We start from the raw sequence: 26633 nt of genomic DNA, 5'->3' as shown, positions 1-26633 counted from the left end.
TAACGCACTCTGCTAGAGTATCAGCGACAATTGGCTGATACTCTCGGCTAGAAAATGGCTGAAATTCTATCTTTCCATTGCTCAATATTGTTTTTGAGAGCAACTTAGATTAACTAGCATAGCTACTTAAACATTTTTCTATCCAAGAATTCAGGCTTTGACCTTCTTTTTTTGCTTTGATGGCAATTGTTTTATGTAACTCTGGGTTAATTCTGAGGATAAATTTACCTGAAAATGGCTTTTCAGGTTCTTCGCCACGTTCTTGACAAAATTCTAAATAATCATCAACTGAGTCATAAAATGCTTGTTTTAACTCTTTTACGCTGTCACCTTGAAATGTAATCACATCTCGAATGTTAATTATTTCGCCGTGAAAAATTTCTGCTTCCTCGTCAAATTCAACGACAGCTTCATATCCTTTATATTTCATTGTCGCCGAGTCCTCCTGTGTCTTGGTCTTCTTTAACTCTGGCTTCTGTTAAAAAACGCCGCATCGATTTAACAGCACCTTTATCAGTTTCTTTTTCTGGGTGTGGTCTGTGAAAAGTTGCTCTGACACCATTAAGAGCTATTCTCACTCTTGAACCCCTTCCTTCTGACACTTCTGCACCCAGCGCAATTAGCATGGACTCAATATCACTCCAAGCAATATTTGATCTAACGGGATTTTCAAAAATATCATCAAGTGTTTTTTGATGTTTGCTGTTCAGTTCCATTATATAGTATCACTGCATGATACTATTAATTAGCACATTTCTGTCAACAAGGTATCCACAGTTTGAAGGATGCTGACACCGCCAAAGGCATGATTACTTATGCTAGTGCAGTTGGGGCTTTGACTACTATTAAACCAGGTGCGATCGCTTCTCAACCCACCCCGGCTGAAGTTGAATCTTTTCTCGCTTCCCAGCAAATTTAATCAGTAACGCACTCTGCTAGAGTATCAGCGACAATTGGCTGATACTCTCGGCTAGAAAATGGCTGAAATTCTTCCTGCCATTCTGCCGTCAAATTGCACAACAAACGTAGCTGTAACGGTGTTGGTGCTGGGTTAACACGCTCAACGTGTACTTTTACAAGTTCTGGATTTTTGTTCTTAAGTTTAAACACATCATCCACAATGTACCGAGGGCAATAACCTACAATATGGTGATCCTTAGTACATAAAAGCAATGCACGCGAGTCATAGGGATTTTGAAATTCGTTTGCTAAATATAAAAGTTCGCTAGGTTCTAATTGATCAATTTTTTCAATTGCACAAACAGGAAGATGTCGCAATCCGTGGGCAAAAAAATGGATATGATATAAACCATTCTCATCTGGCTCTGGACAAGGGAAAACTTCAAAATTATCTGTTACTTTGCGTCCACCACTGCGGGAAAGAATAGCAACTGGGTCGTCTTCACCTTCAGGAATGTTTAAGCACTCAATATAATTTTTATAATCTGGGCGAGAACGTCGCATTAATCTATTGGAGAACAAGGGGAATAATTCAATCGATCTATATACATGATTCAAGTTTGGGAAAGAATACAATAGCTGAAATTTGTGTTGGGATTGGGCTTCTAGCGCACCTTGAGTATACACAAACTGATATTTCGTACCATCAAAAGTTAACCGACCGATGGGAAGCCAAGCCCGACTTTTGGGATCTTGCCAAGCTAAAAATAGTGTCTTCATACTAGGGTGTTCAGCAGCTTAGTTTGATTTAATTCCAATATCTTTTGTGCAAATTCAATTGCTATTTTTGATATTCTATGGGATGGAATGCGCTCAAAAAGCTCTAACGTATCATTGTTTGACACCCTTGCTAGATTATCTAACCATACCTTTGCTGCATCTGGGTAGCGTTCTTGCACTGTACGAAATGCTTGAAAAGTTGTGAGAGTTCTTTTGTCACCAACTCTAGCATACAAGGCAGAATTACATTTTTCTACATACGCTTGGACAGAAAAGCCAGCATCCTTCGTGATTAGCCTGCTTTTTCTTCTGGCATCAGGCTCATTTCTACCGAGGCAAGAGCCATGATCATAGGTTGGTGCTAAATAAATATTCTCTTCCAAACTGATAAAACCCCAGTTTTCATGGTGTCGATCAGTATTTCCAATCCAAGCATCTAATAGTAAGTAACCTACAAAGGTTTCCATTGCATTAGTAATTCCTGCTGGTGGTATCCAACCAATAGGCAAATTTACCTCGGCGTTTGTAATCGCATTAATTACATTATCTATTGTGTGTTGGGACAAGTCTTTAGAATTTTGTGGATAAGCGGATACTATCCGAGCTAGAATTTCATTACCAAGGGTGAGAATACCGTTTCCTTGAGGCGGCAAAAATGAAGGTGAGACTATACCGTTTTCGCTATTATATACAGCCAGTTCATAATGGGCATGGGGTAGACCAAGCAACCTACTCAACTCAGATGCCATCTTTTCTGCCCAATCTTCTCCTGTGTTCGGTCTAGCTTTTTTGTAGAGGCAACGTCCTAGTTCCTGATTGTGAAACCAAAACTTTTCTTTTGTTCCCAAATCTTCATCAGCTTCCGGTGCTTCTAAAGGAACTTCAATGATGGGAAATAGATTTGACATCATTTATTTCGTCTAAATCCCTAGCGTCGTTTTAATAGTTTTTACAATTACTTCGGGGGGCTGGGAAATGTCTACACATATAGCATTATCTGGTTCTTCCAGGGTATCAAATTGGCTTTTAAGGAGTTTTTCCGTCATGAAGTGATTTTGACGCTGTTGTAGGCGTTTTTGAATGGTGTCGTAAGAGCCTCGCAGATACACTATTTTGACGTTGTTATCTAGTACGAGATATTGGCGATAGCTGGCTTTGAGTGCGGAACAGGCTAAGACTACATTTTTATTTTCTCGCAACCATTGGGCGATCGCTTTTCCTATCTCTTCTAACCAAGGTATTCTATCGCTATCTTTTAGCGGAATACCTTGGCTCATTTTTTCGATGTTCTCTGGGGTGTGGAAATTATCTGCGTCTTGAAATTCCCAATGTAAAGAGTCGGCTAGTAGTTTTGCGATGGTGGTTTTACCAGCACCGGATACGCCCATGATGAGAATGATCATTTTTTTTAACGCAGAGGTACGCAGAGGTAAACGCGGAGGTACGCGGAGGTTAGAGTTGGAGTTGGGCTAAACCTAGATATTGTATGCCTTCTGGGGTGATGTGGAAGCGGCAAGGTAGGACTTCTAAACCAAGGGCGATCGCTTCTCGTAATAATTTACCATATATGGGATCGGTGCTGTCTCCTGGGGCAAACTCGGTACAATCACCCCGATTGATAAAGTACAGCATGACTGCTCGCATTGTGGGTAATAATGCTGTTAGTTCTCGCAAATGTTTCTGTCCCCTTGTGGTTTCGGTGTCGGGAAATAATGCTAATTTTCCTTTGCACCAAGTGGTGTTTTTGACTTCTAGGTAAATTGGGGGTTCTGTTTCTTTCCCTGTTAAGTAGAAATCTACTCGGCTTTTTTTATCTTGTCCATATACTACTTCGCTTTTAACTTGGTTGTAGTTACCTAGTTCTGGAAATAGGTGTTTTGTTAATGCTAGTTTGATTATCTGATTTGGTAAGGCTGTATTTACTCCTACCCATGTCGGTTGGTTATCGTTTACCTCAATTATTTCTAAGGTATAAGCTAATTTGCGGTTAGGGTTATTACTTTTAGACAGTTGTACCGCACTACCAAGTGTTGATACTCCTGTCATGGGGCCTGTATTCGGACAGTGTGCTGTTACTATTTCGCCAGTAGTTAATTGTACGTCAGCAAAAAAGCGTTTGTAACGTTTGAGTAGTATACCAGGATATAAGGTGGGGTAACGGTAAAGCCAATCAGTCATTTTTCGGGAATTGAGTATGGGGAACTGGGTACTGTTAACCAGATGAAATCTCAATATACAGCTAACCGCGCTCTCTCAATCTTGATGCTCAATCATTCGGCAGTATTTACGTCAGGCTTCTATCACAATTTGTCAATTTTTGTAGTTATTTTAACGACAGTTTGCTAAAAAGTCGCCTATACTCGGTGGTATCAGCCCCCCATACATCCAAAATGGGGAAAATGCCACTGCAAGGAGAAAATTCCTATGCAAAGAGTCGGGGTAATTACAGAATTAGAATATGCTTTTCTGTTTACCTTAAGAAAGGTAAATTCAATTAATGTAGCAGATTTTCAACCGTTTTTTAATAATTTGCCTGTTGATCCTTATATTAAAGGTAAATACCGTTTAAGAAGACTCTCACGGTTTACGGTTGCAGGTGAAAAATTAGTTAAACTACCTCATGGATATCTTTTGCAAAGTAAAGAATACAATCCCTTGTTAGGTGATGTTAAACGAGAGTTTGCTGAATTAGAAGATGCTTTAATTGAACTTGATAGTTTTAAAAAGTTAGTTTTGGCATTTACTGACTCTTGTAAACTCCATCCAGAAGCAGAGATTGGTGTGCATCAAATCAGAACTATTTGCACTCCTGAAAATTTTGGTAATCCCGCACCTGAAGGTATCCATCAAGATGGTACTGATTTTATTGGGATTTTTTCTGTGCATAGAGACAATATTCTGGGCGGAGAAACACATTTATATACTGCTAAAAAAGAGAAGCCTGTATTTAGCAAGATTCTCCATCCTGGAGAGTTGTTATTAGTCAATGACCATGAGTTTTTCCACTTTACCACTCCTATTAAACCGCAAACTCCAGCGCAGGGAATCAGGGATGTTTTTGTGCTGACTTCTCCGAGTTTGTTGACTGAGTGAAGCAGGGTGTAGGGGGGATGAGGAAGCAGGGGAAAATAACTTCTATCTAGTCAAAAATCAACAGTCAATAATCCCAATTTTGAATTTTTTAGCTTGCGTCTCGTAGCGAACGCGCAGCGTATCCGTAGGATTCACCCGTAGGGTATTTTTAATTGATTTATGCCCCAGTTTAATTAACTGCAAAGATTTGACAATCTACAAGATAGGGGGAATTAAAATCCGTCATTTCCCCTGCTTGTTTATTGGGGATGGGAAATAATCTGGCTGAGAGTGGTTTGTTGAGTTTAAAGGCTAATGTTGTCATATCTATTAATATGGATGTAATCTTGTCTATGGAAATATCCCCAGGAATGGGTACGGTATCTAATCCACAACCACAAACGGCTGAATATAGCAATAAATTGGTAATATCATAAGTTTGCTCGTTGGCTCTAGTTGCTAATCCGATATCTTCACAAACTGGTAGCATTAAGCCAGAATAACCACAGGTTTTTACAGGTATGCTTTTTAAGACTCGCGTTAGCATCCCAGAAATTGCTAAAGTTCCAGAATTCCCAAATTTACCATTTAGTAATTTTTCGTAGGCGAAAGCAATACTATTGTCTTTATCTAACGATGGTGCGAGAGATGTATCTATACCAGAAAATTTTATCGGAAATTGCTTAGAGATATTGTAGGCGATCGCTTCTATTTTCTTAACTTCTTTTTCTAAAATTATTTGTAGCTGATTTTCCGCCTCTGGAATATCATCAGCTTGTACAAATGCTTGCATTACTAAGTCAGCTAACTCTAAACCAATCGCAAAAGATGTTTCACCTACATGATAAGATGTCGGGAAAAAGGGGATACCTGGCTGACAGTTAGCCCCAGCACAAAAACGAAAATTACCATAGCCGTTTTCAGTCTCTAGAGAGATGCGTTTAATCGCTTGGGCTGATTCTCTCGCGTTTTCAAAATGATTACCAATTTTACTTGAGCAGTAAACTATAGATGTATGTTTGTTGATGTCGGGAATTATCTCTATAGTTTCGGGAGTGCTAGCATAACCAATATTGAAAAAATTCACCTTCAAACTTTGACACAATGTTTCTAAAGCTTGAATTTCTTGAATAATTTTAGCTGGAGGTAAACCTAAAAGATATTCTTCCCAGGAGTTAGTCGCTATTCTCGTAGTTTGCACTTCGTAACCTTGGGATTGAAAAATTTCCTGTGCTGTTTGGTTAAAATCAGCAGCTATTTTCAGCTTGGCTGTGTCTTGGGGTGAATCTAATGATATACCTGTAGTGATAGTTCTAATTTTCATAGTGTAATTTAGGAATAATTGATATTTACGGTGAATATTAAAGATATGTGACTAATAACTCACTGAATCAGGTAAACAATAGCTATGAATAACGATTTTTACCATCAGGGACTAGAAAAAGCTCAACAAAAAGACTACGCTGGAGCTATTGAGGATTTTAGCTTGGCTATACAATTCACTCCTTATTATGCCGAAGCTTACTTAAAACGGGGTTTAGCATATTATGATTCCGGGGCAATTATTCAGGCTGTTTCTGATTATACAGAAGCTATCAAGATAAATCCTGAGAGTGTGACAGCATATTACTGTCGCGCTTTAGCTAGATTAGCATTGAAAAATTTACCAGGGGCGTTAGAAGATGTAGACAAGGCGATTCGGTTAAATCTCAATTATGCTGCGGCGCATGAGTTACGGGGGATAGTGCGACGCAAACAGAGTTATATTCAAGATGCGATCGCTAGTTTTAAAAAAGCCGCAGATTTATACTTACAGCAAAAAGATACAGAAAATTGTCGTCGCTGCTTAGAACTAATTAAACAGTTACAACCCCCAGCTAAACCAGTTACACAGCCAGTAGTTGCTAAAACTGCGCCGATGACATCGGTTCAGGACTATTTTAGCCAACTTTTAGACAAAGCCGAAAAGGGAGATACTCAGCAAGCCATTGCTGACTTAAATTGGATATTACAAGCCGATGCCCAAGATGCTCAGGCGTATTGCTGTCGGGGCGTGGTGCGTTGTAAACTGGGGAATTATCGAGAAGCGATCGCAGATTTTAACCAAGCTCTACAATTAAACTTTCAAGATGCGATAGTGTACCGTAACCGAGGAAAAGCACGTTCTTTATTAGGTGATTATCAAGGTGCGATCGCGGATTTTAATCAAGCTATCCAAATTCAACCCCAAGACGCTTTAAATTATGTTGCCAGAGGTAACACCTATCGCGCAATGGGTAATTATCTCGGTGCAATTTCTGACTACACCCAAGCATTGCAAATTAACCCCAATGATGCCCAAGCCTACTACAATCGTGGCATCACCTATACTTTTTTAGAAGAAATGCAAAATGCTGTAGATGATTATCAAAAAGCCATCAGCATTTTTTGTGAACAAGAAGACTGGGAAAATCATCAACAAGTTTTAGATAGTCTGCAACAAATTCAGAAATCTGTTCCCGAAGCCAAACAGCAAAAATTTAACATCTTGCGTCAGCGACTTCTACGCCTAGTTGGGGGATATTGGGAAATTGCTCAAAGATTCATTGAACAGAAAAAAGATTACTATCCAGGGATGACAGAAGAATGGTATATGCAAAAAGTCATCGATGATTTAGAACGGGAACGAGGTAGGTAATAAACAATTCAAAATTCTCTCATTCAAAATTAACTCCGTAACTTTCAAAAACCGCATTTTAAAACTACAGCAGGTTGCACATAAATGAGGTACAAACATAAATGATAAAATGAGAGTTTTAATGCAACATTTAAAGCTTGCCACACTACTACAATTTCATGTTTCAAAGATTAATTAGAACCTCTTTGATATACAATCCTCATCTGTTTAACCTCAGTTTCCTGAGATTCTAAAAACTGCATAGCGTCAATTTTTGCTAATCCCAAACTTTCCAATTGGGCAAGTTCAGAATCAGATAATGGCCAAGGGGGGCCAGATGGTGCTTCTTCTGTATCCCGCACACGAGTAATTACTAATAAAGTCCCATCAGGCGCAACCACAGAAGCAACGGAGGAGATAACAGCAGGACGTAAACTCAAAGGTAACGCTTGCATATTTCGACATTCAAATACAAAATCAAAAGCTAAACGCCATTGTGAAGGAATTGCTAATAAATCGGCAATTTCATAGTTAACTTTTGAGTTAGGAAATCGCTTTTTACACCAAGCAATAGCCGTTGGAGAAATATCAAAAGCTGTAACTGTAAATCCTAATTTTGCTAAAGCTTCTGCATCATCTCCTAAACCACACCCAATTACTAACGCTTTTTTCCCCGTGGTAATTGGTTGATGATTATTTAACCAATCTTGTAGATAGGGGTGAGGTGTTAATTTTGCCCAAGGAATTTGTTCTGTATCACCGTTAGCTGAAGCGTATAAAGTTTCAAACCATGCTGTTGGTTCTGATTTATTGATGGCTTCTAAAGCTAATTCTTGGACTTTTTGGCGTAAGTTTTGCGGTTGTTGTTCAAACATAAAATTAGTCATTAGTCATTAGTCATTAGTCATTAGTCATTAGTCATTAGTCATGATTTTTTCTCTACTACACCTCTGTATTTGTCAGAAATCTTACTCTAAATTCTTTAAACCAATAGCAATTTTGCTATGTTTTTCTATTTGTCCCATAACTTGTTTTGCTCGTTGAATTACCACAGTTGGTAAACCTGCTAACCTTCCCGCTTCAATTCCGTAAGATTTATCAGCACCTCCCGGTTGAACTTGGTGTAAAAATATAATTTGGTCGGGTAATTCTTTGACAGTTACTTGATAATTAGCCACATTGGGCAACATCGCGGCTAATTCATTTAATTCATGATAGTGTGTGGCGAAAATTGTTCTAGCTTTGATTTCTGTAGCTAAATATTCTGCTACCGCCCAAGCAATAGAAAGTCCATCAAAGGTAGCTGTTCCTCGCCCAATTTCATCTAATAAAACTAGAGATTTAGCTGTGGCGTGGTTGAGAATATTTGCCGTTTCATTCATTTCTACCATAAACGTAGATTGACCCGTAGCTAAATCATCAACTGCACCGACACGGGTAAAAATGCGATCGCACACTCCCAACCTCGCCGACTTAGCCGGGACAAAACTCCCAATTTGCGCCATTAACTGAATTAGTCCCACCTGACGCAGATAGCAACTTTTACCACTGGCGTTTGGCCCTGTGAGGATAATTAGGTCAGGGAGTGGGATATTTTCACTACATCCCAATTCAGTAGAATTAGGCACAAAAAACCCCGCAGGTAAAGACTGTTCGACTACCGGATGACGACCTTCAACAATAGCTAATTCTCGTCCGGGAATCATTTCAGGACGACAGTAACCTTGCTGTACTGCTAACTCCGCCAAACCACACAACACATCAGCCGCAGCGACAGCACGCGACAGGTTGCGAATTGCTTCGGCTTGTGTTCCGACTTCTTCCCGCAAAGCCACAAAAATCTCATATTCCAACTGATTTAAATCATCCCTGGCAGTTAAAATCCTGGCTTCCCGTTCTTTCAGTTCTGGGGTAATATACCGTTCTTCATTCGTCAGGGTTTGCTTACGGATGTAATTACTCGGTACTTGGTCAGCTTTGGCGCGAGAAATACTAATATAGTAACCAAAGGTTTTATTAAATCCTACCTTGAGGGTGGGGATACCTGTTCTAGCTCGTTCATCGACTTCTAAATTAGCAATCCATTGTTGATCTGCTTCCACCGTCGCCTTGCGTTCATCCAAATGTGGGTTTACCCCCGCACGAATTAAGCCGCCATCCTTGAGATGTATTGGTGGTGATTCGACAATGTGGGCGCGGATATTCTGCGCCACTTCTTCTAAAATTGGCGGGACTTTTTGCAAAGCTTTCAGGAAGGGGGAACGCGCATCAGCCACCAAACGGGCTAATTCTGGTAAACGACACAGAGAATCAGCCAAAGCTACTAAATCTCTAGCGTTAGCAGTCCCGGAAGTGGTGCGCCCTGTGAGACGTTCTAAGTCGTAAATCTGCCGTAATAATTGCCGTAAATCCTGACGTAGAGGTGTATTGTCAGCTAATTCTTGAATTGTATCTTGTCTAGCGCGAATCCCTTTAATATCAAGTAGCGGTTGTAACAACCATCGCCGCAAAGCCCGGCTACCCATTGCGGTGCTAGTTCTATCTAAAGCCCATAACAGCGAACCATGAAACGTGCCATCGCGGACAGTTTGAGTAATTTCTAAGTTGCGGCGGGTTTGCTGGTCTACAATTAAATAGTCGGTGATGGTGTAGGTTCTGAGTCTTTGTAGAGAAACACGGTTTTCTTTTTGGGTATCTTCTACGTATTCTAGTAAACCCCCAGCCGCCCGTACTGCCAAGGGGAGATGGTCACAACCCAAACCTTCAAGCGATCGCACCTTGTATGTCTGCAATAATTTACTTCTAGCCTCACCTTGAGAAAAAGGGACTTGCGATCGCAAACTATAACAAAAAGATGGCGGTAAACATTCTGGTAGATGGGGTGAAGTTTCCCCCGGACGCAGCAAACTAGCCAAATCAGGCGCATTCGTCGGCACTAACACCTCAGCCGGTTGCAACCGCATCAATTCTTGAGTGAGAAGTTCTAAATTACTATCTTGAGTCGTGAAAAATTCCCCCGTGGAGATATCTGCATAAGCCAAACCCCAATGATTCCCCGCAATTACCACAGCCGCCAAGTAATTATTGCGACTAGATTTTAACATTCCTTCTTCTAACAAAGTGCCTGGGGTGAGGATGCGTGTCACCTCCCGACGCACCAAACCCACCGCCTCAGAAGCATCTTCCACCTGGTCGCAAATCACCACAGCATAACCCTTTTCCACCAATAGGGTAGTGTAGCGTTCCCAAGCGTGGTGAGGAACACCAGTCATCGCCACACGCCCAACTTCGCCACCGTGCTTACTGGTAAGAACTAATTCCAATTCTTGCGCTACCGTAACCGCATCTTGAAAAAACGTCTCAAAAAAATCTCCCACCCGATACAGCAACAACGCATGAGGGTACTTATCCTTCACCTCAACATAGTGCTGATACATCTTACTCAACTTACTGCGGTCAACCTGTCGCGTGTCCGTATGCGGTGCAGTAGAATGATTTGGTTCCGTTGGCTGGATGTCAGAGTGAGAAACAGTCATAGGATAGATGCTAGGATTTACGCACAGAAAAGCCACAACATCCCATGATAACGTGCTGTGAAAATTTCGGGGGATGCTAGCGACCATGCTACACCTATGTTTAAGATTTTCTTATGATTCCATTTTTTCTTGTAAAGTAGTAAATAGGCGATCGCACTTGGTCGAAGCTTGACGAACAGTAGTCACATCTAGCAATTCCAGCAGCTTAGAGGCATGGTTAATTTTGTGATACTCTCCCTTTGTAGTATTACAAGTAGCATTCTTTAGACTAGGTTCTAAGTTATCTTTAGCAATAATTTCTACATTAGAAGATTTGGGAATAGCATTTTCTTTAAAACCCTTACCGTAAAATTTTGTGAGAGTTGCAATATCAGCAATAAACCAAGCCTCCATTGCTTGCACCATCAAGTGACACTGACTGTCATCAACTCCTAAAGGTTTATCCCAATTATCCCTCGACTTCAAATGTTGCCAAGGTGACTCTACATTCACAGGTGCTTCTGCATCAACCAACAATATATTCAATGCGTCTGGATGGTCTTTTAAAGCATTTTTAAAGTCACGAAAAGCATGATTACGAGTACCACACATAATAATACTCCATTTAATCTTTCTACTTTTTGCAACTTCAACCAGAGGCTTGAGAAATTGACTTAATCCTTGCCTAATTAATGCTTTTGTGTTTTTACCATCCCCACCACCTTCTACATAAATTCGCACCTCTTTTACCATCGATTTCCCCCAATTTCACCCATCCGCCACAAGTCACCCAGAGAATAATTTTCCAGCCAATTCTTCAGTTTATCTGGTTCAAGCCGACGAAGATGAGAGCCTTTTTCATCTCGTTCACAAACTAACACTGATTCAGGATATTCACTCAAAGCCGAAACTAAAGCATCAGAATGAGTTGTAATAATTAATTGTGTTCTCTGAGATGCTTCAATTAGCATTTCAGCAATAGTAGGTAAAATATCTGGATGTAAACCTATTTCTGGTTCTTCAATACAAATTAGTGGCGGTGGAGTAGGGTCAAGCAGTAAAGCAATTAAAAATAAATAACGCAGTGTACCATCAGATAAACGATTTGCCGGAATTGGTTGAATAAAATTCTCTTCACGAATAAATATCTGTACAGTACCCCCATATATTCTGACACTCAGTTCTTCGGCAGCATCATAAAATTTTTTCAGTTTATCAAGAATTTTTCTAGTACCTAGTCTGTGCTGTAAATTGTTTAAAACTAATCCTAAATTACTCCCATCTTCTAGTAAAGGATGCTCAGGCAAATCGGTTTTTTGAGCATTCCTTGGTTCTGCGTATCGTCCCATCTGCCAATGACGATATAAACCTATATTAGAAAATTCTGTACTAAGATAAGAGAGTTCTGGATAAAGTTCTGGGTCTTTCCTTTGAGATAAAACAGATTGTTCTGGACTCAAATCTTCTCGGCGAAGATAACGTTTAAATCGTTCTCCATTATCCTCTATTTTGTTAACATTTAAAACAGGATGACCACTTTGATAACGATAGAAAAAATAGACATCATCTTCCCCTGGATATTTTTGTTCATTTTCTACAACTTCATCTACTAGCTCTAGTCTTTGTCCAGTTGCAGTCAAGCTCAACTGATAACGTAAATTTTGGGGTCTTTGTGGATAATTTAAAGTAACATCTATTTTAGCTACTGGATTTTCTTGTCCACCTTTCCAAAGAAACTCAGTAACTCCTCCACCTTGCCGAAAAGGAGCAGGTAAGTCTGTAGGTGTTGCTTTTAAAATTCCAATTGCTTCAATTAAATTTGACTTACCAGAAGTGTTAGGCCCAATTAACACATTTAATGGTTGTAGCTCAATATCTTCCCCCTCACTTCCATAAGAAAGAAAATTTTCTAATCGTAATTTATGAATAAATCTTTTACCTTCCATTGGCTTATCCTACTTGGCTTATCACTTAAGCTAACTGTGGTTTAACATGATAGGTTTAGCGTGATGTGCAGAGATATAATTGTGGTTTGTTGGTTAGCTATCATGAGAAATGTTCAGAATTACAGCAGTAGAATCCACAACCATTAATAATAACGTGATGTGCAATCTGATCAAAAATCAAAATTTTATGATCCTTCCTAACTTCACGTAACCAAACATAAAAAAAACTCCGCGCCCCTCCGCGTTACCTCCGCGCCCCTCCGCGTTTAATTCTCTTCCTCCTCCTCTCAACTATTAGTCACCACAACCTCACCCTCAACCCTTCCAGAGTCCGCCTCAGTATTCTCAACCCGATGAAATTCTCCAGCCCGCCAACTATCAGCAATATCCTTAATAAAACTAGCCGTAGGGATAGCAACCAACAAACCTAAAACCCCACCTAATTTAGCACCCAACAACAAAGAAACCACCACCCAAACAGGATTTAAACCAGTTAAATTACCCAAAATGCGAGGAGCAATAAAATTAGAATTAATTTGGTCAATAGCAACAGCAACCCCTAAAACTTCCACACCTTGCCAAAAGTTTTCCAAAGCAACTAATAAACTAACAAGACCAATACCGATACCTGTACCAAAAGGAAACAGCGAGAAAAAACCAATAGCAAGTCCAAAAAGTAAAGCTAAAGGAACACGCAACGCTACAAAAGCCAAAGTCACCGTTAACGCTAAGACAGCACCCAAGGTAGCTTGACCGATAAAATAATTATGAAAATCCTCTCTGAGTATTTCCCGGACTTTAGCCCCGATGTTCACGGGAAACCATTGATAGACACCATCCCATAAGCGATCGCCATTCAGTACCATATAGGTAGTCAACACTATCGCCAGCACCACGTTAACCACAACGCCGATAGTATCGAAAGCCAAGCCTAATATTTTACCAGTAACAGACTGCAATTGGTTAGACAATCGCTCTAAAACCTGCGTCACCAAACTACTCAAATTCACCGGGACTGTTTGTGTAGCTATCCAATTTTGGAAAGCGTCTAGCTGCTGCACCCCTGAATCAATCCAATTGGGCAGAACATTCACTAGCTCATTGAGTTGCTGTATGATTAATGGCAATAAAGTCAGACCTAAGCCTACCAAAATCACCACAGCTAACAATAACACCCCACCAATCGCCAAGTTACGCTGTACCCCACGGCTTTGAAAAAACTGGATGGGATAATCTAAAACAAAAGCCAACAGGACGGCAGATACAAAAACACTCACCAAAGGTTGAAAATAGTGTACAACCTGAATTAATAGCCAACCGTTGAGAATAACAATAGGAAACGCCAGCCCCACAGTCAACCATCGTGGCCATTTGTTTACTGTTTGCATTTACTGGTGACTCCACATAAGTTCTAACTTTATTTTGCCTGTTATGTGGGGAATGGGGACTGGGGACAAATCAATTCAAAATTCAAAATTCAAAATTCAAGAATTTTTGGCAAATGGCAATTGGGGACTGGGACAAGGGAGACAAGGCAGCAGTGGGGAAAATCCAATGCCCAATGCCCAATGCCCTATTCCCAACTAATGACTAATAACTATTGCCGAATAAAGTCCAATAATATTTTCTGTGCTACAGATCCCAAAGGTCTGGCTTCTCCTGCTTGTGGTGAATAAAATTTACCTTTACTAATATCTGCTGGTGTCAATAGTGCCATGTCCCAGCCTTCATTTAACACCAGTTGATCAAATTCCACCAGCAAAGGTGCATGGAAGACATGACGCACAACTCTCTCATCGGGATAACAGCCAAATTCAAAAAAAGGCGGTAAATTGTAGCCGATTTCTTCTAAAATTTCTCGCTTTACTGCTATGTCTGGAGTTTCACCCGGTTCAATGTGACCACCAAACAACGCCCAATGACCAGGGTAGGGGATATTGGGGATATTGTCCCGCAACTGCATCAAAAATTTATTATCTTGGTAAAGAATGGCGATCGCTACATGAACTTTTTTGTTATTCATATTTCATGCTTACCAGAGCTTATGTAAATATTATCACTCCTGTTCTAGATAAACTTCCCCAAAATCTTGGTCAGCGATCGCAATGCTTTTATATAGCACCTTCCCCTTAATGACTACTGACTGTCCCTCTGTGAAATTATTCTTATTAGACACAACCCAGACAGTACCAGTAGAATCATTAATCATATATGCCCATCGTTGCACTAAAGGTACTTGCTTTTCCACTGTACCTTGGATACGTACTGTCTGTTTTTTATCTGCTTTTGATTTAAGTTCCCGAATGGGAGTGACATTAGCAGCAAAACTAATGTTATTGGTTTCCCAACCAGACACATTTAAAGGCGCACAGCTACAAAGTCCTACGACACACAGTAAAGTAAATCCTAGGTAAAAATTTTGCACTTTTTGCATAAAACTCACCAATTTAGTCATTAGTCATTAGTTATTAGTCATTAGTTATTAGTCATTAGTCATTAGTTTTTCTCCCCTACTTCCCCTACTTCCCCTACTTCCTCCGCTCCCTCCGCTTCCTCATCTCCCCAGTCAAGAGTCAAGAGTCAAGAGTCCCCTATACGAGAACATAGAAAGACGCTACATTATCAGACGACAACGCCATAATAATCTACAAGCAAGAGTTATTCTAACTGTTGAGTTGGCTGTAGATAAATTAAATCAAGTAAAACTGGGGATGCTTATGGAAACTAGAACTGCGAAAATCTTGGATGGTAAAGCTTTAGCGGCAAAAATCCAGCAACAACTAACTTCACAAATCCAAGAATTACAAGCTAAAATCGGTCGTCCTCCTGGGTTAGCGGTGTTGATGGTGGGTGATAACCCAGCTTCGGCTGCTTATGTCCGCAACAAAGAAAAAGCTTGCGCTAAGGTGGGTATTGCTTCTTTTGGTAAACACTTTCCGCAACAAACCACCCAAGAAGAATTAGAGGATGTGATTGCCGCACTCAACGAAGATGAACAGGTAGATGGTATTCTCGTACAGTTACCGCTACCAGAACATTTAGATGCGGTGAAGTTACTGCATCAAATAGCACCAGATAAAGATGCTGACGGACTGCATCCCGTGAATTTAGGGCGATTGGTACGCAGTGAAGCTGGGTTACGCAGTTGTACACCTGCGGGAGTCATGCGGCTATTAGCAGAGTATGAAATTCCCTTGGCGGGAAAACATACTGTAGTGCTAGGACGAAGTATTTTAGTGGGTAAGCCGATGGGCTTGATGCTATTAGACGCTGATGCTACTGTTACCATTGCCCACTCGCGATCGCAAGATATCAACACCATTACCAAAAATGCTGATATTCTCGTCACCGCCGTTGGTATTCCCGGCTTAATTACTGCTGAGATGGTGAAACCAGGCGCGGTTGTGGTAGATGTGGGGATAAATCGCGTCACCGATGCTAATGGCAAAAGTCGCTTAGTTGGCGATGTGGAATTTGCAGCAACCGCTCAAGTCGCGGACTACATCACCCCTGTTCCTGGCGGTGTCGGCCCCATGACTGTGGCAGTGTTGTTAGAAAATACATTTGCTAGCTATTTAAAAACAGCAAAGGAGAAAGGAATTTTAAATGGTAAATAAAAAATTATGAAAATTAACATAACTCATCATTTATCATTTAACTTCCTGAATGACTCAAGTCTGAGTTAATCTTTTGGTTCCAGAGCATCATAAAATTGTGACGTATATCAAAAACAGCCAAAAGCCAAAAATTTAAGGAATTGTAAGAATGGTAGCAGCTGATAACCTTCAGAAGATGCCAGAAAAAGCCACATTTGACCTAGAAACTTATCTCAAAGAGCGCAAAAAACTCTGTGAAGCGGCTTTAGATCAATCTATGCCAGTCATTTACCCAGAAAAAATTTACGAGTCAATGCGCTACTCGCTGTTAGCTGGAGGTAAGCGTCTGCGTCCCATTCTCTGCCTAGCTACCTGTGAAATGATGGGCGGTACAATTGAAATGGCAATGCCCACAGCTTGTGCTGTGGAAATGATCCACACCATGTCATTGATTCATGATGACCTGCCCGCAATGGATAATGATGATTATCGTCGCGGTAGGTTGACAAATCACAAAGTTTATGGTGAAGACATTGCGATTTTAGCCGGTGATGGTTTATTGGCTTATGCTTTTGAGTTCGTAGCCAGCCAAACCCCCGAAAGCGTCTCTAGGGAGCGTGTCTTACAGGTAATTGTTCGTTTAGGAAGCGCATTAGGAGCAGCCGGCTTAGTGGGTGGTCAAGTAGTGGACTTAGAATCAGAGGGTAAGTCAGATATTTCTCTAGAAACTCTCAACTTCATCCATAACCATAAAACAGCCGCCCTTCTGGAAGCCTGTGTTGTCTGTGGGGGAATTTTAGCGGGTGCATCATCGGCAGATGTTCAAAGACTCTCGCGTTATTCCCAAAACATCGGGCTAGCATTTCAAATTATTGATGATATTCTCGATGTCACAGCTACCCAAGAGCAATTAGGCAAAACCGCCGGTAAAGACCTCATCGCCCAAAAAGTCACCTACCCTAGTCTCTGGGGTATTGAACAATCCCGTGCTAAAGCCCAAGAGCTAATTACAGCCGCTTGTGCAGAACTAGAACCATTCGGGGAATCAGCACAACCTCTGCAAGCACTGGCTCATTTCATTACCAGTCGCAATCATTAGATTAGCTCTGGGTAAATTCAAAATTCAATTCAAAAATCCATTCCAACTCATCATGGTGGGCAAAGCTTTGTCTTGAGTATGTAGTCCTACCAAAACAAATTTATTTTCCTAAATCGGAGGGATGATATTATTTTTTGAATTTTGAATGAGAGAATTTTGAATTTTGAATTGAAGCCTCAACCTTCTCTCTGGAAACATCACTACTGCTAATATCGACTAACCGAACCAAAATACCATGCAGGACATAGGCGAGATTTTAGACAACCGGGTGCTAGTGGTGGCTCTGGTAGCTTGTTTTGTAGCTCAAGCTTTAAAGCTAGTAATTGAGCTAGTTCAACACCGTAAACTGAATGTACGCGTTCTAGTGACAACTGGAGGGATGCCCAGCGCACATTCAGCTTTGGTGACGGCTCTGGCTGCTGGTATTGGACAAACCATTGGCTGGGCATCGCCAGACTTTGCCTTGGCTACAGTTTTTGCGATTATTGTTATGTACGATGCTGCCGGTGTTCGCCAAGCAGCTGGTAAACAAGCCCGCATCCTCAATCAAATGATTGATGAATTATTTCGGGAAAAACCAGATTTTAACCAAGACAGGCTCAAGGAATTGCTAGGACATACACCTGTACAAGTCATAGCAGGTTCCGCTTTAGGGGTGACGATTTCTTTATTAGCTAGGTCTTTATTAGTTAGTAGTCCATAGTCAATAAATAGTTAGTTCACTAACAACTAATGACTAATAACTAATGACTTACTGTACCCGCACAACTGATCGCAGTAACATGACTTTACTGCTATCTACTAAGACAGCAATAAAACCGCGATCGTTGAGTTTCTGTAATGTGTTGTAAGCTTCTTGTTGGTTAGTCGTATAAACTGCCAGCAAGTAGGGTTTTTGTCCAAAGGAAGCAAGACCAACATTACCGCCTACTACCTGTTGAACGCTATTTGCAAGTTCTGGACGGTTAAAATAATCCACTAATACGGCAAAACCCTGCCCTAGACGTTGGGGATTAAAGGGTACTGTGGTAGTTGTCTGTGCTGCTACTTCCCCAGGTCTAGTAGTGATAATGGCAGACAAACCTACAATCATGTTGATATACCTAGCCCAACGGTTAGCATCATCAATTTTGCTAAATCCCCCGATGCGCGTTACCGTATCACTGAGATATCGGCAGGTAGTAGTTTTAATCTCATTGGGTAAGGCGTTACGTAACTGCTGCTGATTCTCGGTGGTGGGACTGACTACCAGCAATAGGTACTCCCCAACCTTGGGAGGTTGACACACAGGAAGGGAAGTTTGGGCTTTGACAGAATTTATGCTACCCATCACCCCCGCGATCGCTAGTCCGAATACACTGGATAAAGTGGCAAGTTTCTGCACAGAATTAGCACGCATAAGCGAATTTTCAAGATTTTTAGTGAAGAGTCATTAGTCCATAGTCAATAGTAAACGAGCTAATGACTAATGACTAATGACTAATGACTAATTACTAATGACTAATGACTAATCACTCAAGACACTGAAGCCAGAGATGCCAAAGCATCAGGAATTGTTCCAGTAGGAGCTTGAAATTCTCCAGTAATCACGTATTCTAATCGCAATTTCAACCAAGTAATAAATTGCTGATTGGTAGAAATAATCGCAGCTGCGGGTTGAGGACACTTAGCTTTGATTTCTGCCATTTCAGGAGCTTCTAAAAACGCTGGTTGTGGTACTAACCAAAAATCAATTTCTTTTTCTTGTTCGTGATAATGACGGGTGCGTTCTTTTAGCACTTCTTCCATCGGTTCTTCTTGTAATAAAAAGCGTCGGCTGGCCAAAACGTAATAGTATGTTTGCATTCTCATCCTGTAGTTTTTAATTAAATCGTCGCAGGGTACAGTATGACTACTGTACCCCTATATGTACTAACTCTAGCGGGATTTTTTGAACCAAGAACTAAACGGGCAACCTTTACCTTGGTTGTCAGCAGCTACTTTACCACCAGCTGTTAACTTTTCTAAAAACAGGGTGTTGTCAAAGTAGTGTTCCAAGGACACAATCTTCAAGTCATCGGTGACATGGGCAACGCTCAAGCCGATAATTTCTACTGTCTCACCCGTGGGAGCATAGTCTTTATATGAGCCTTGAAAATGTCCCCAGTGCCGCCATTTAAAGGTAACAACTGGGGGGCCTGAATAAACTTCCAACACTTCCCAAGGGAAACCTTGGGGAAAGGTGCTATGGAAGAGATGACCAGATGTTTCAAAAGTTTCTTCAGAGGCTTTGTAATGCTCAGAATCCCCCATGAATACATTGTAAGTACCTTGGACGGATACATCTGCGGCTGTAAACTCTTTACCGCCATTGGTAGTGATGCGAAACTTATCGTTCACCACTGACAACCACTGCTGTGGGTTGGTTTTGAAAGATACCTCCATCTCAAAGGTTCTCACTAAGTTCTGCACGATCGCCTCTAGTGAACCCTCAACATGATTGCGTGTGCTTTCTTTGGCTAGATTCTCTTTAGAGCGAGTATAATCCGGTGCAGTACCATACCGCCACTGAACATTAGTGCTAGCAGCGATCACTTTATCCCTGTCTTGTACCCAAAGCGGAAGCTCGTTAGATTGTGTTGCGCTCATAACAATTCAAAATTCTCTGATTCAAAATTGAGAAAACCGTTCATGGTAAGTATCCTGACTTCACAAAACATTTTCTGAAGTCTTCCACACCAACAACGATTTTCGAGATTACGCAGTCACAACCCCTCTAGAGCAGGCAGGGAAGCAGGGGTATGAGGGGCAGAGGGGCAGAGGGAGCGGAGGGAGCAGAGGAGAGTTTATTTTTAATACCCAGTCCCCAGTCCCCATTCCCTATTCCCCTCGCATCGCTTGTTTCATCTCCCGCACTGCTCTTTCCATACCTACTAATGCTGCTCGGCTAATGATGGTATGACCAATGTTGAGTTCTTCCATTCCTGGCAGCGCAGCCACCGGGTAGACATTCCAGTAGGTCAGCCCATGACCGGCGTTGACTCGCAATCCAGCTTTAATGGCTTGTTCACACCCTTTAGCTAACACAGCTAATTCTTGATGACGACTGGTTTCGTCGCTGGCTTCTGCATATTTACCAGTGTGTAGCTCAATAAACTTTGCCTGCACCTTGACAGAAGCTTCAATTTGTGCAGGTTCAGCATCAATGAACAAACTCACTGGAATGCCAGCACCCTGCAATTTATCAACTATATCTCCTATTCTAGCAATTTGCCCGACTATATCTAAACCTCCTTCTGTAGTAACTTCTTCCCGTTTTTCGGGGACTAAAGTCACATAATCGGGTTTAATGTCAAGGGCAATTCCCAACATTTCATCTGTAGCAGCCATTTCTAAATTTAGGTGAGTGCGTACTGTCTGCCGCAATAAACGCACATCCCGGTCTTGAATATGCCGTCTGTCTTCCCGCAGATGTACTGTAATGCCATCTGCGCCCGCTAATTCTGCCAGTACGGCCGCAGCCACCGGATCCGGCTCTACCGTCCGCCGTGCTTGGCGAATGGTGGCTATATGGTCTATGTTTACACCAAGTGTAGGCAACCCCAGTATCTCCCTATCCACTGTCCACAGAGATTTATCTTACCTGAAATTGTTAACAAAATGCTTGGTTAAGAACGTCCAAGTTGATTTTTATCAGTAATAATTGAGCAGGAAAGCTAAATACAGATAAAATTCTCAGAATAATAATTTTAGATGAAAGTTATCGTTAAGATAACTCTGGGGGATAAATTAAGCGATCGCTAGTCATTACATCCGAAACATCCAACTTTTCTGTTATTTCCCACAATTACTAATTTGTATCAGCTTTATTGCTCACAAATTGTTAATGGTGATGGAAAATTTTTTGTATACCATAAATATTTTTTCCCTGAAGAACTGAGATAGTTCTACGAATTTTCAAAAATTAGTGTGTTTACCTGAAAAACTATGGCAGAATTGTGGACTTACTTTTTTCACTCAGGCCCATTTATCCCACATGGACACTGCTATCTATGGCAAACAGATTTAGTTTTGTTACATTTAGTATCTGATGCACTGATTGCTCTAGCTTACTATTCTATTCCTGCTACACTTTTCTATTTTGTTCGTAAGCGGCATGATCTGCCGTTTAATTGGATATTCTTGTTATTTAGTGGTTTTATTGTCGCTTGCGGTACTACTCATATTTTAGAGGTTTGGACACTTTGGCATCCCACCTATTGGGTATCGGGATTTGTCAAAGCTGCCACCGCCGGAATATCTTTAATTACCGCCGTCGAACTCATCCCTTTAGTACCAAAAGCTTTAGCACTTCCTAGTCCTGCTCAACTAGAACAAGCGAATCAACAATTGCAAATACAAATAGCTGAACGTTTACGGGTAGAAGCAGAACTGAGAAAATATCAAAATCATTTAGAAGACTTGGTTGCGCTTCGCACCCATGAAATTACTCAAACTAACGAACAATTACATCAAGAAATCGCCGAACGTCAGCGTCTTTTAGAAGTTGTCAGAGAAAGTGAAGAACGCTACCGTTATTTAGCTGAGGCTATTCCTCAACTTGTGTGGACTGCTAATGCTGACGGTGAATGTGTTGATTTTAATCAGAAGTGGTGTGAGTATACTGGGCTAACATTAGAGCAATCTTTGGGTTCTGGATGGCTAGCAGCATTACATCCAGATGATGTCAACAAAGCCTATGAGGTATGGGTAAATGCGGTAAATAGCAGCACTGTATACGAAAATGAATACCGATTTCAATGTGCGTCTGATAATTCCTATCGTTGGCAGTTGGCGCGAGGCTTACCACTTAAAGATGAGCATGGCCATGTAGTTAAGTGGTTCGGAACTTGTACAGATATCCACGAACAAAAACAAATACTAGAACAACGGGCGCATTTGCTGGAGTTAGAACAAGCCGCACGAGCTAAGGCAGAAACAGCTAATCGGATTAAAGATGAGTTTTTAGCTGTCCTTTCCCACGAGTTACGCACGCCTCTAAATTCTATTCTGGGATGGTCTAGGTTGTTACAAAGCCGTCAAATCGACCAAACCAGGACATCTCAAGCACTAGCCACGATTGAGCGTAATGCCACATTACAGGTGCAACTCATAGAAGACTTGCTAGATATCTCCAGGATTTTACAAGGTAAGCTAGTGCTGAATATTACAAAAATTCATTTAAATGCTGTAGTCTCGGCAGCACTAGAGACAATGCGCCTAGCAGCAGAAACAAAATCAATTGAGATCATCACAGTTTTGGAATCAAATATCGGGCAAGTTAGGGGTGATTCGGCTCGCTTACAGCAAGTAGTTTGGAATCTCCTTTCTAATGCCGTAAAATTTACACCGAAGGGCGGACAGGTAGAGGTACGACTTCAACGAATCGATGACTATGCTCAGATTGTCGTCAGTGATACAGGTAAGGGAATTAGTCCTGAGTTTCTGCCCTATGTCTTTGATTACTTCCGCCAAGCAGATAGCAGCTCTACAAGAAAATTTGGTGGGCTAGGGTTGGGTTTGGCTATCGTCCGTAAAATTGTAGAAATTCACGGTGGTACTGTCACAGCAGACAGTCAGGGTGAGGCTCAGGGAGCAACGTTTACAGTGCAATTACCGCTTGTGCCAGAGGATAGCTCGAATTTGACAGATAAACAAAATCAACTGTCATTATTCAGCCCTGAATATTCACTGCTGGCTGCCATCAAGATTTTAGTGGTTGACGATGATCTTGATTCACGAGATTTTATTGCTTATATGCTAGAGCAAGAAGGGGCTGAGGTGAGCGTGGCGGCTTCCGCAGTTGAAGGTTTAGAAATATTAGCTCAATCCCAATTAGATGTGTTAGTCAGTGATATCAGTATGCCTGACATCGATGGCTATATGTTGATTCGCCAAATCAGAACTTGGGCAGCCGAGCAAAATGGCCAAATTCCAGCGATCGCCTTAACTGCTTTTGCCAGACAATACGATCAACAGCAAGCTCTCGCCGCCGGGTTTCAAATCCACTTAGCCAAGCCTGTTCATGCTGAAGAATTAATTGCCGCCGTGGCCAGGTTGATTGTCCAGTGAGCGGAGGTAGCGGAGAAAACGAAACTTTGAGCAGGGAGAAACGGGAAAAGTTCTCTCCTCTGTGCATTGCTGCCCTCTGCTCCTCTTAGCCCCAGTCGCCAATACCTACTCCTTACTCCCTTCTCCCAGCAACTGATTAACTACCCGATCTAAACCTACGGAATGGGCAGCTTTGAATAACAAGCGATCGCCTGCTTGCATATATGTCTTTAATCTCTCCACTAAATCACTGTGGCTGGTAAAGCACTCTGAAGGTATACCTACGGCACTTTTGGCAATGGTTTCGGCATCTTGTCCGTCAGCTAAGACTAGCAAACCGTCTAATTTTAAATCTCGGACTTTTTCACCGACTCGCTGGTGTAGTTCCGGCGATCGCTCTCCTAATTCTTTCATTGCTCCTAATACGGCAATTCTCCGCTTTCCTGGTGTGTCTGCTAATAACTGCAACGCTGCAATCATAGCTTCCGGTGCGGCATTGTAAGTTTCGTCTAGGATAACAATATCATTGGGTAAAGTCAAGCGTTGCGATCGCCCGGTGGGCATATTCACAGTTACACCATGTTTGAGGCTTGCCCAATCGATGCCTAAAACTTGGGCGACTGCGAGGGCGGCTAAGAAATTGCTGGCGTTGTGACGACCTTTTAAGGGGAAGGGTAACTGGATTCCTGAAACTTCTATAGTTTCGTTGTCAATGAGTGTGCCGTGAATGTCACCACCAGAAAAACCATAGGTCAAAACTTGCCCCTGCCACAACTTCGCCGCCGTTGCCAGTAAGAGGGGATTGTCGTGATTGAGAATAGCTACACTATTTTGGGGCATTTCGGCTAATAATTCACATTTTGCCTGAGCGATCGCTGCTTCTGAACCGAGTAACTCAATGTGTGCTGTCCCCACATTGGTAATCACGCCAATTGTCGGGCGTGCTATTTGTGTGAGTTCGGCGATTTGTCCTCTACCCCGCATTGCCATCTCAATCACGGCGTAGTCATGTTCTGCATTCAGTTCTAGCAGGGTTTTGGGTACGCCAATTTCGTTATTGAAATTGCCAAAGGTTTTATGTACTTTACCCTGTGTACCCAAAACTGCGGCTATGAGTTCCTTGGTGGTGGTTTTCCCCACAGAACCCGTCACCCCAATAACTGGAATGTGAAAGCGATCGCGCCACCATCGACCAAATTTTTGATAAGCTTCTAGGGTATCATTTACTTTTAATACAGGCAGCGTAGAATTTTCATAGTCAAAATCAACGATAGCAGCGATAGCACCCTGAGCGATCGCAGTTGCTACAAAAGCGTGTCCATCAAACTTTTCACCCCGCAAAGCTACAAAGACTTCACCTGGTTGGATGACACGGCTATCTGTTTGTATACCAGTGCTGACTTGTGCCAAATCAGCTGCACTTAAATTTACAGGTTGGGCTAAAACTGCTTGAGTGAGTTCGGTTAAAGTAGCAAACATAAAAATTGGTCATTGGTCATTGGTCATTGGTCATTGGTCATTAGTCATTGGTCATTAGTCATTGGTCATTAGTTTTTCTCCTCCGCTTCCCCTGCATCCCTACACCCCTAGCTGAAAACAACAGTAGTGCCAAAAAAGCTCAACTTCTTTGGCACACATAGTATATAGGCTATTGAGTATTTACGACTGGCTAATTGACACTCACCGCCCTAAAAGTGCGGTGATTCTTTGTTCACAGACCCAACTTGCTCAGACAGGATTTCTCCAACCTGAGTAGAGGTCGAATCTCCCAAAGCGTTCGGATCTAAGATCCAAGTTCCCGTATGCCCTACGGTACTCAAGGCCAATTTCAGAATGTTGATTGCAGCATTCCAATCTCTATCCATCTCAAAACCACATTCACAAACATGGGTTCTTGTAGATAAAGATTTTTTAACTACCGCACCACAATTAGAACATTCTTGAGAAGTATAGGCAGGATTAACAGCAACAGTTATTCTGCCAAACTTCACCCCGAAATACTCTAACCACTTTCTGAATTGATACCAACCAGCATCATTAATAGATTTAGCCAGACAATGATTTTTGACTAAATTTTTAATCCTCAAATTTTCATAGGCTACCAAATCGTTAGATTGGATTACGCAACGCGCTACTCTCTTAGCGTGTTCTATACGTTGCCTACTTATTTTGAGGTGTACTCGACCTAATCTATTAACAGCTTTCTTACGGTTGATAGAAGCCCTTTTTTTACGAGAAACACGACGTTGATAAAACTTTAATCGTTTTTCTCCTATGCGATAAAATCTAGGATTAGGTTCACTATGCCCATTACTATCTGTGTAGAACTCTTTTAGACCCACATCTAAACCAATGGTTTTACCAGTCGGCTGTGTTTCTATTTTGTTATCTACACTTATCAAGAATTGGGCATAATATCCATCTGCACGACGTACCAATCTAACCCGTTTTATCTGGTCTATTGGATAGAAGTTTAAATCCCACGTTCCTTTTAGTTTAAGGTTGCCAATTCCTTTTTTGTCTGTAAAAGTAATCTGCTTTCTCGTTTGTGACAACTTCCAACCAGATGTTTTATATTCCACTGAACGGTTATTCTTTTTAAATTTTGGATAACTTTTCTTTCCGGGAATATTCTTTTTGCAGTTATCATAAAAGCGAGCTATTGAGCTATACGCTCTTTCTACTCCTACCTGACAAGCATGAGAGTTTAAAGCTTTCACAAAGGGATATTCAGCCCTTAACACAGTATTGTAGCGATATAACTCTTTCTGCCCTACACCACGATTATCCATCCAGAAACGGATACACTTATTGCGGACAAATTGAGCGGTTCTTATCGCCTCATCTATAGCTGCGTATTGAGTTGTTTTCCCTTTGACTTTAAACTCTAAAACTATCATTGACGTGGAAAACGTCTACGGCATTTATCATAACACAAGTCAAGCCGCCCTGCAAGGGCGGGGCTTGTATCCCATTCCTTTAGTCAAAATAATTTTGATA

27 protein-coding genes are annotated in these 26633 nt (G+C 41.4%); 7 read left to right on the top strand and 20 right to left on the bottom strand.

What is annotated here, in order from left to right; translation table 11 throughout:
- Positions 1–109: 109 nt before the first annotated feature.
- Complete coding sequence (locus A3775_RS13515) at positions 110–430, bottom strand: type II toxin-antitoxin system HicB family antitoxin (RefSeq protein ID WP_066384747.1); 321 nt, start codon at positions 428–430, stop codon at positions 110–112.
- Positions 420–716 carry a type II toxin-antitoxin system HicA family toxin gene (locus A3775_RS13510; protein ID WP_066384749.1) on the bottom strand — a complete coding sequence of 99 codons (297 nt, stop codon included), beginning with the start codon at positions 714–716 and terminating at the stop codon, positions 420–422. The genes A3775_RS13515 and A3775_RS13510 overlap by 11 nt, the downstream gene beginning before the upstream one ends.
- A gap of 62 nt (positions 717–778) precedes the next feature.
- On the opposite strand from A3775_RS13510, the gene A3775_RS24255 reads away from it, so the two are divergent.
- Positions 779–919, top strand: coding sequence for a hypothetical protein (locus A3775_RS24255; protein ID WP_369817214.1), 141 nt, complete (start codon positions 779–781; stop codon positions 917–919).
- Here the strand turns inward: A3775_RS24255 and A3775_RS13505 are convergent.
- From A3775_RS13505 to sfsA, 4 genes are read right to left on the bottom strand one after another with little or no spacing between them, the layout of a single operon-like run.
- Positions 916–1680: an HIRAN domain-containing protein gene (locus tag A3775_RS13505; RefSeq protein WP_066425372.1), complete on the bottom strand. Its 765-nt coding sequence runs from the start codon at positions 1678–1680 to the stop codon at positions 916–918. The two genes, A3775_RS24255 and A3775_RS13505, sit on opposite strands and share 4 nt — an antisense overlap.
- Entirely contained in the window at positions 1677–2591 is a 915-nt protein-coding gene (locus A3775_RS13500) for a HipA-like protein (protein WP_231867009.1), read from the bottom strand. The genes A3775_RS13505 and A3775_RS13500 overlap by 4 nt, the downstream gene beginning before the upstream one ends.
- A 9-nt stretch (positions 2592–2600) precedes the next feature.
- Positions 2601–3083, bottom strand: a complete 483-nt coding sequence (locus A3775_RS13495) for a gluconokinase (RefSeq protein WP_066425370.1) — start codon at positions 3081–3083, stop codon at positions 2601–2603.
- A 49-nt stretch (positions 3084–3132) separates the two neighbouring features.
- The gene (sfsA, locus tag A3775_RS13490; protein ID WP_066384768.1) at positions 3133–3858 is read right to left on the bottom strand and encodes a DNA/RNA nuclease SfsA; all 726 of its coding nucleotides are present in this window, start codon (positions 3856–3858) and stop codon (positions 3133–3135) included.
- Between the two features lie 246 nt (positions 3859–4104).
- On the opposite strand from sfsA, the gene A3775_RS13485 reads away from it, so the two are divergent.
- On the top strand, positions 4105–4773 hold the full coding sequence (locus A3775_RS13485; RefSeq protein ID WP_066384770.1) for a 2OG-Fe dioxygenase family protein: 669 nt from the start codon (positions 4105–4107) through the stop codon (positions 4771–4773).
- A 169-nt stretch (positions 4774–4942) separates the two neighbouring features.
- On the opposite strand, the gene A3775_RS13480 is transcribed toward A3775_RS13485, so the two are convergent.
- Entirely contained in the window at positions 4943–6076 is a 1134-nt protein-coding gene (locus tag A3775_RS13480; protein WP_066425368.1) for a DUF711 family protein, read from the bottom strand.
- Between the two features lie 84 nt (positions 6077–6160).
- Here A3775_RS13480 and A3775_RS13475 point away from each other — a divergent pair, with 84 nt between their 5' ends.
- Positions 6161–7429 (top strand): tetratricopeptide repeat protein, encoded by a 1269-nt coding sequence (locus A3775_RS13475; RefSeq protein ID WP_066425364.1) that lies wholly within the window; start codon positions 6161–6163, stop codon positions 7427–7429.
- A gap of 170 nt (positions 7430–7599) precedes the next feature.
- On the opposite strand, the gene A3775_RS13470 is transcribed toward A3775_RS13475, so the two are convergent.
- The 7 genes from A3775_RS13470 to A3775_RS13440 form a co-directional block, all read right to left on the bottom strand.
- On the bottom strand, positions 7600–8283 hold the full coding sequence (locus A3775_RS13470) for a bifunctional 2-polyprenyl-6-hydroxyphenol methylase/3-demethylubiquinol 3-O-methyltransferase UbiG (RefSeq protein WP_066425429.1): 684 nt from the start codon (positions 8281–8283) through the stop codon (positions 7600–7602).
- A 93-nt stretch (positions 8284–8376) separates the two neighbouring features.
- Positions 8377–10944, bottom strand: a complete 2568-nt coding sequence (mutS, locus tag A3775_RS13465; protein WP_066425362.1) for a DNA mismatch repair protein MutS — start codon at positions 10942–10944, stop codon at positions 8377–8379.
- Positions 10945–11055: 111 nt separating this feature from the next.
- The gene (locus A3775_RS13460) at positions 11056–11676 is read right to left on the bottom strand and encodes a DUF4276 family protein (protein WP_066384778.1); all 621 of its coding nucleotides are present in this window, start codon (positions 11674–11676) and stop codon (positions 11056–11058) included.
- Positions 11670–12869: an AAA family ATPase gene (locus A3775_RS13455; RefSeq protein ID WP_066384779.1), complete on the bottom strand. Its 1200-nt coding sequence runs from the start codon at positions 12867–12869 to the stop codon at positions 11670–11672. Before A3775_RS13455 ends, A3775_RS13460 begins: the two co-directional genes overlap by 7 nt.
- 287 nt (positions 12870–13156) lie before the next feature.
- Positions 13157–14257, bottom strand: a complete 1101-nt coding sequence (locus A3775_RS13450) for an AI-2E family transporter (protein WP_066384787.1) — start codon at positions 14255–14257, stop codon at positions 13157–13159.
- Positions 14258–14466: 209 nt separating this feature from the next.
- Entirely contained in the window at positions 14467–14892 is a 426-nt protein-coding gene (locus A3775_RS13445) for an NUDIX hydrolase (RefSeq protein ID WP_066425360.1), read from the bottom strand.
- Between the two features lie 33 nt (positions 14893–14925).
- Positions 14926–15324 (bottom strand): cytochrome c maturation protein CcmE, encoded by a 399-nt coding sequence (locus A3775_RS13440; RefSeq protein ID WP_231867008.1) that lies wholly within the window; start codon positions 15322–15324, stop codon positions 14926–14928.
- Positions 15325–15586: 262 nt separating this feature from the next.
- Here A3775_RS13440 and folD point away from each other — a divergent pair, with 262 nt between their 5' ends.
- The 3 genes from folD (at position 15587) to A3775_RS13425 (ending at position 18267) form a co-directional block, all read left to right on the top strand.
- Positions 15587–16486, top strand: coding sequence for a bifunctional methylenetetrahydrofolate dehydrogenase/methenyltetrahydrofolate cyclohydrolase FolD (gene folD, locus A3775_RS13435; RefSeq protein ID WP_066384819.1), 900 nt, complete (start codon positions 15587–15589; stop codon positions 16484–16486).
- Between the two features lie 148 nt (positions 16487–16634).
- Positions 16635–17564 (top strand): geranylgeranyl diphosphate synthase CrtE, encoded by a 930-nt coding sequence (crtE, locus tag A3775_RS13430; protein WP_066384791.1) that lies wholly within the window; start codon positions 16635–16637, stop codon positions 17562–17564.
- A gap of 235 nt (positions 17565–17799) precedes the next feature.
- Entirely contained in the window at positions 17800–18267 is a 468-nt protein-coding gene (locus A3775_RS13425; RefSeq protein ID WP_066384792.1) for a divergent PAP2 family protein, read from the top strand.
- Positions 18268–18315: 48 nt separating this feature from the next.
- On the opposite strand, the gene A3775_RS13420 is transcribed toward A3775_RS13425, so the two are convergent.
- The 4 genes from A3775_RS13420 to A3775_RS13405 form a co-directional block, all read right to left on the bottom strand.
- A complete protein-coding gene (locus tag A3775_RS13420; protein ID WP_066384793.1) occupies positions 18316–18963 on the bottom strand; it encodes a hypothetical protein in 648 nt (215 codons plus the stop codon).
- 116 nt (positions 18964–19079) lie between these two features.
- A complete protein-coding gene (locus tag A3775_RS13415; RefSeq protein WP_066384797.1) occupies positions 19080–19409 on the bottom strand; it encodes an MgPME-cyclase complex family protein in 330 nt (109 codons plus the stop codon).
- 72 nt (positions 19410–19481) lie between these two features.
- Complete coding sequence (locus A3775_RS13410; RefSeq protein WP_066384799.1) at positions 19482–20192, bottom strand: SnoaL-like polyketide cyclase; 711 nt, start codon at positions 20190–20192, stop codon at positions 19482–19484.
- A gap of 231 nt (positions 20193–20423) precedes the next feature.
- The gene (locus tag A3775_RS13405; protein WP_066425358.1) at positions 20424–21143 is read right to left on the bottom strand and encodes a pyridoxine 5'-phosphate synthase; all 720 of its coding nucleotides are present in this window, start codon (positions 21141–21143) and stop codon (positions 20424–20426) included.
- Positions 21144–21530: 387 nt separating this feature from the next.
- Between A3775_RS13405 and A3775_RS13400 the strand changes: the two genes are divergently transcribed.
- A complete protein-coding gene (locus A3775_RS13400) occupies positions 21531–23654 on the top strand; it encodes a hybrid sensor histidine kinase/response regulator (RefSeq protein ID WP_066425356.1) in 2124 nt (707 codons plus the stop codon).
- Positions 23655–23759: 105 nt separating this feature from the next.
- Here the strand turns inward: A3775_RS13400 and murF are convergent, their stop codons facing one another.
- Both murF and A3775_RS13390 read right to left on the bottom strand, forming a co-directional pair.
- Positions 23760–25112 (bottom strand): UDP-N-acetylmuramoyl-tripeptide--D-alanyl-D-alanine ligase, encoded by a 1353-nt coding sequence (murF, locus tag A3775_RS13395; RefSeq protein WP_066425354.1) that lies wholly within the window; start codon positions 25110–25112, stop codon positions 23760–23762.
- Positions 25113–25321: 209 nt separating this feature from the next.
- Positions 25322–26533 (bottom strand): RNA-guided endonuclease TnpB family protein, encoded by a 1212-nt coding sequence (locus A3775_RS13390; protein ID WP_066425353.1) that lies wholly within the window; start codon positions 26531–26533, stop codon positions 25322–25324.
- Positions 26534–26633 lie beyond the last annotated feature (100 nt).

The sequence above is a fragment of the Anabaena sp. 4-3 genome (assembly GCF_001597745.1).
Classification (GTDB): domain Bacteria; phylum Cyanobacteriota; class Cyanobacteriia; order Cyanobacteriales; family Nostocaceae; genus Trichormus.
The sequence above is the reverse complement of the archived record's forward strand: the minus strand, read 5'-3'. Positions and strand labels throughout refer to the sequence as shown.

Coding starts and splice junctions, on each gene's coding strand:
- A3775_RS13485 (WP_066384770.1), top strand. CDS start 4,105: ATGCAAAGAGTCGGGGTAATTACAGAATTAGAATATGCTTTTCTGTTT.
- A3775_RS13470 (WP_066425429.1), bottom strand. CDS start 8,283: ATGTTTGAACAACAACCGCAAAACTTACGCCAAAAAGTCCAAGAATTA.
- A3775_RS13480 (WP_066425368.1), bottom strand. CDS start 6,076: ATGAAAATTAGAACTATCACTACAGGTATATCATTAGATTCACCCCAA.
- crtE (WP_066384791.1), top strand. CDS start 16,635: ATGGTAGCAGCTGATAACCTTCAGAAGATGCCAGAAAAAGCCACATTT.
- A3775_RS13415 (WP_066384797.1), bottom strand. CDS start 19,409: ATGCAAACATACTATTACGTTTTGGCCAGCCGACGCTTTTTATTACAA.
- A3775_RS13505 (WP_066425372.1), bottom strand. CDS start 1,680: ATGAAGACACTATTTTTAGCTTGGCAAGATCCCAAAAGTCGGGCTTGG.
- A3775_RS13460 (WP_066384778.1), bottom strand. CDS start 11,676: ATGGTAAAAGAGGTGCGAATTTATGTAGAAGGTGGTGGGGATGGTAAA.
- sfsA (WP_066384768.1), bottom strand. CDS start 3,858: ATGACTGATTGGCTTTACCGTTACCCCACCTTATATCCTGGTATACTA.
- A3775_RS13425 (WP_066384792.1), top strand. CDS start 17,800: ATGCAGGACATAGGCGAGATTTTAGACAACCGGGTGCTAGTGGTGGCT.
- A3775_RS13495 (WP_066425370.1), bottom strand. CDS start 3,083: ATGATCATTCTCATCATGGGCGTATCCGGTGCTGGTAAAACCACCATC.
- A3775_RS13390 (WP_066425353.1), bottom strand. CDS start 26,533: ATGATAGTTTTAGAGTTTAAAGTCAAAGGGAAAACAACTCAATACGCA.
- A3775_RS13445 (WP_066425360.1), bottom strand. CDS start 14,892: ATGAATAACAAAAAAGTTCATGTAGCGATCGCCATTCTTTACCAAGAT.
- folD (WP_066384819.1), top strand. CDS start 15,587: ATGGAAACTAGAACTGCGAAAATCTTGGATGGTAAAGCTTTAGCGGCA.
- A3775_RS13515 (WP_066384747.1), bottom strand. CDS start 430: ATGAAATATAAAGGATATGAAGCTGTCGTTGAATTTGACGAGGAAGCA.
- A3775_RS13475 (WP_066425364.1), top strand. CDS start 6,161: ATGAATAACGATTTTTACCATCAGGGACTAGAAAAAGCTCAACAAAAA.
- murF (WP_066425354.1), bottom strand. CDS start 25,112: ATGTTTGCTACTTTAACCGAACTCACTCAAGCAGTTTTAGCCCAACCT.
- A3775_RS13410 (WP_066384799.1), bottom strand. CDS start 20,192: ATGAGCGCAACACAATCTAACGAGCTTCCGCTTTGGGTACAAGACAGG.
- A3775_RS13450 (WP_066384787.1), bottom strand. CDS start 14,257: ATGCAAACAGTAAACAAATGGCCACGATGGTTGACTGTGGGGCTGGCG.
- mutS (WP_066425362.1), bottom strand. CDS start 10,944: ATGACTGTTTCTCACTCTGACATCCAGCCAACGGAACCAAATCATTCT.
- A3775_RS13500 (WP_231867009.1), bottom strand. CDS start 2,591: ATGATGTCAAATCTATTTCCCATCATTGAAGTTCCTTTAGAAGCACCG.
- A3775_RS13455 (WP_066384779.1), bottom strand. CDS start 12,869: ATGGAAGGTAAAAGATTTATTCATAAATTACGATTAGAAAATTTTCTT.
- A3775_RS13420 (WP_066384793.1), bottom strand. CDS start 18,963: ATGCGTGCTAATTCTGTGCAGAAACTTGCCACTTTATCCAGTGTATTC.
- A3775_RS13400 (WP_066425356.1), top strand. CDS start 21,531: ATGGCAGAATTGTGGACTTACTTTTTTCACTCAGGCCCATTTATCCCA.
- A3775_RS13440 (WP_231867008.1), bottom strand. CDS start 15,324: ATGACTAAATTGGTGAGTTTTATGCAAAAAGTGCAAAATTTTTACCTA.
- A3775_RS13510 (WP_066384749.1), bottom strand. CDS start 716: ATGGAACTGAACAGCAAACATCAAAAAACACTTGATGATATTTTTGAA.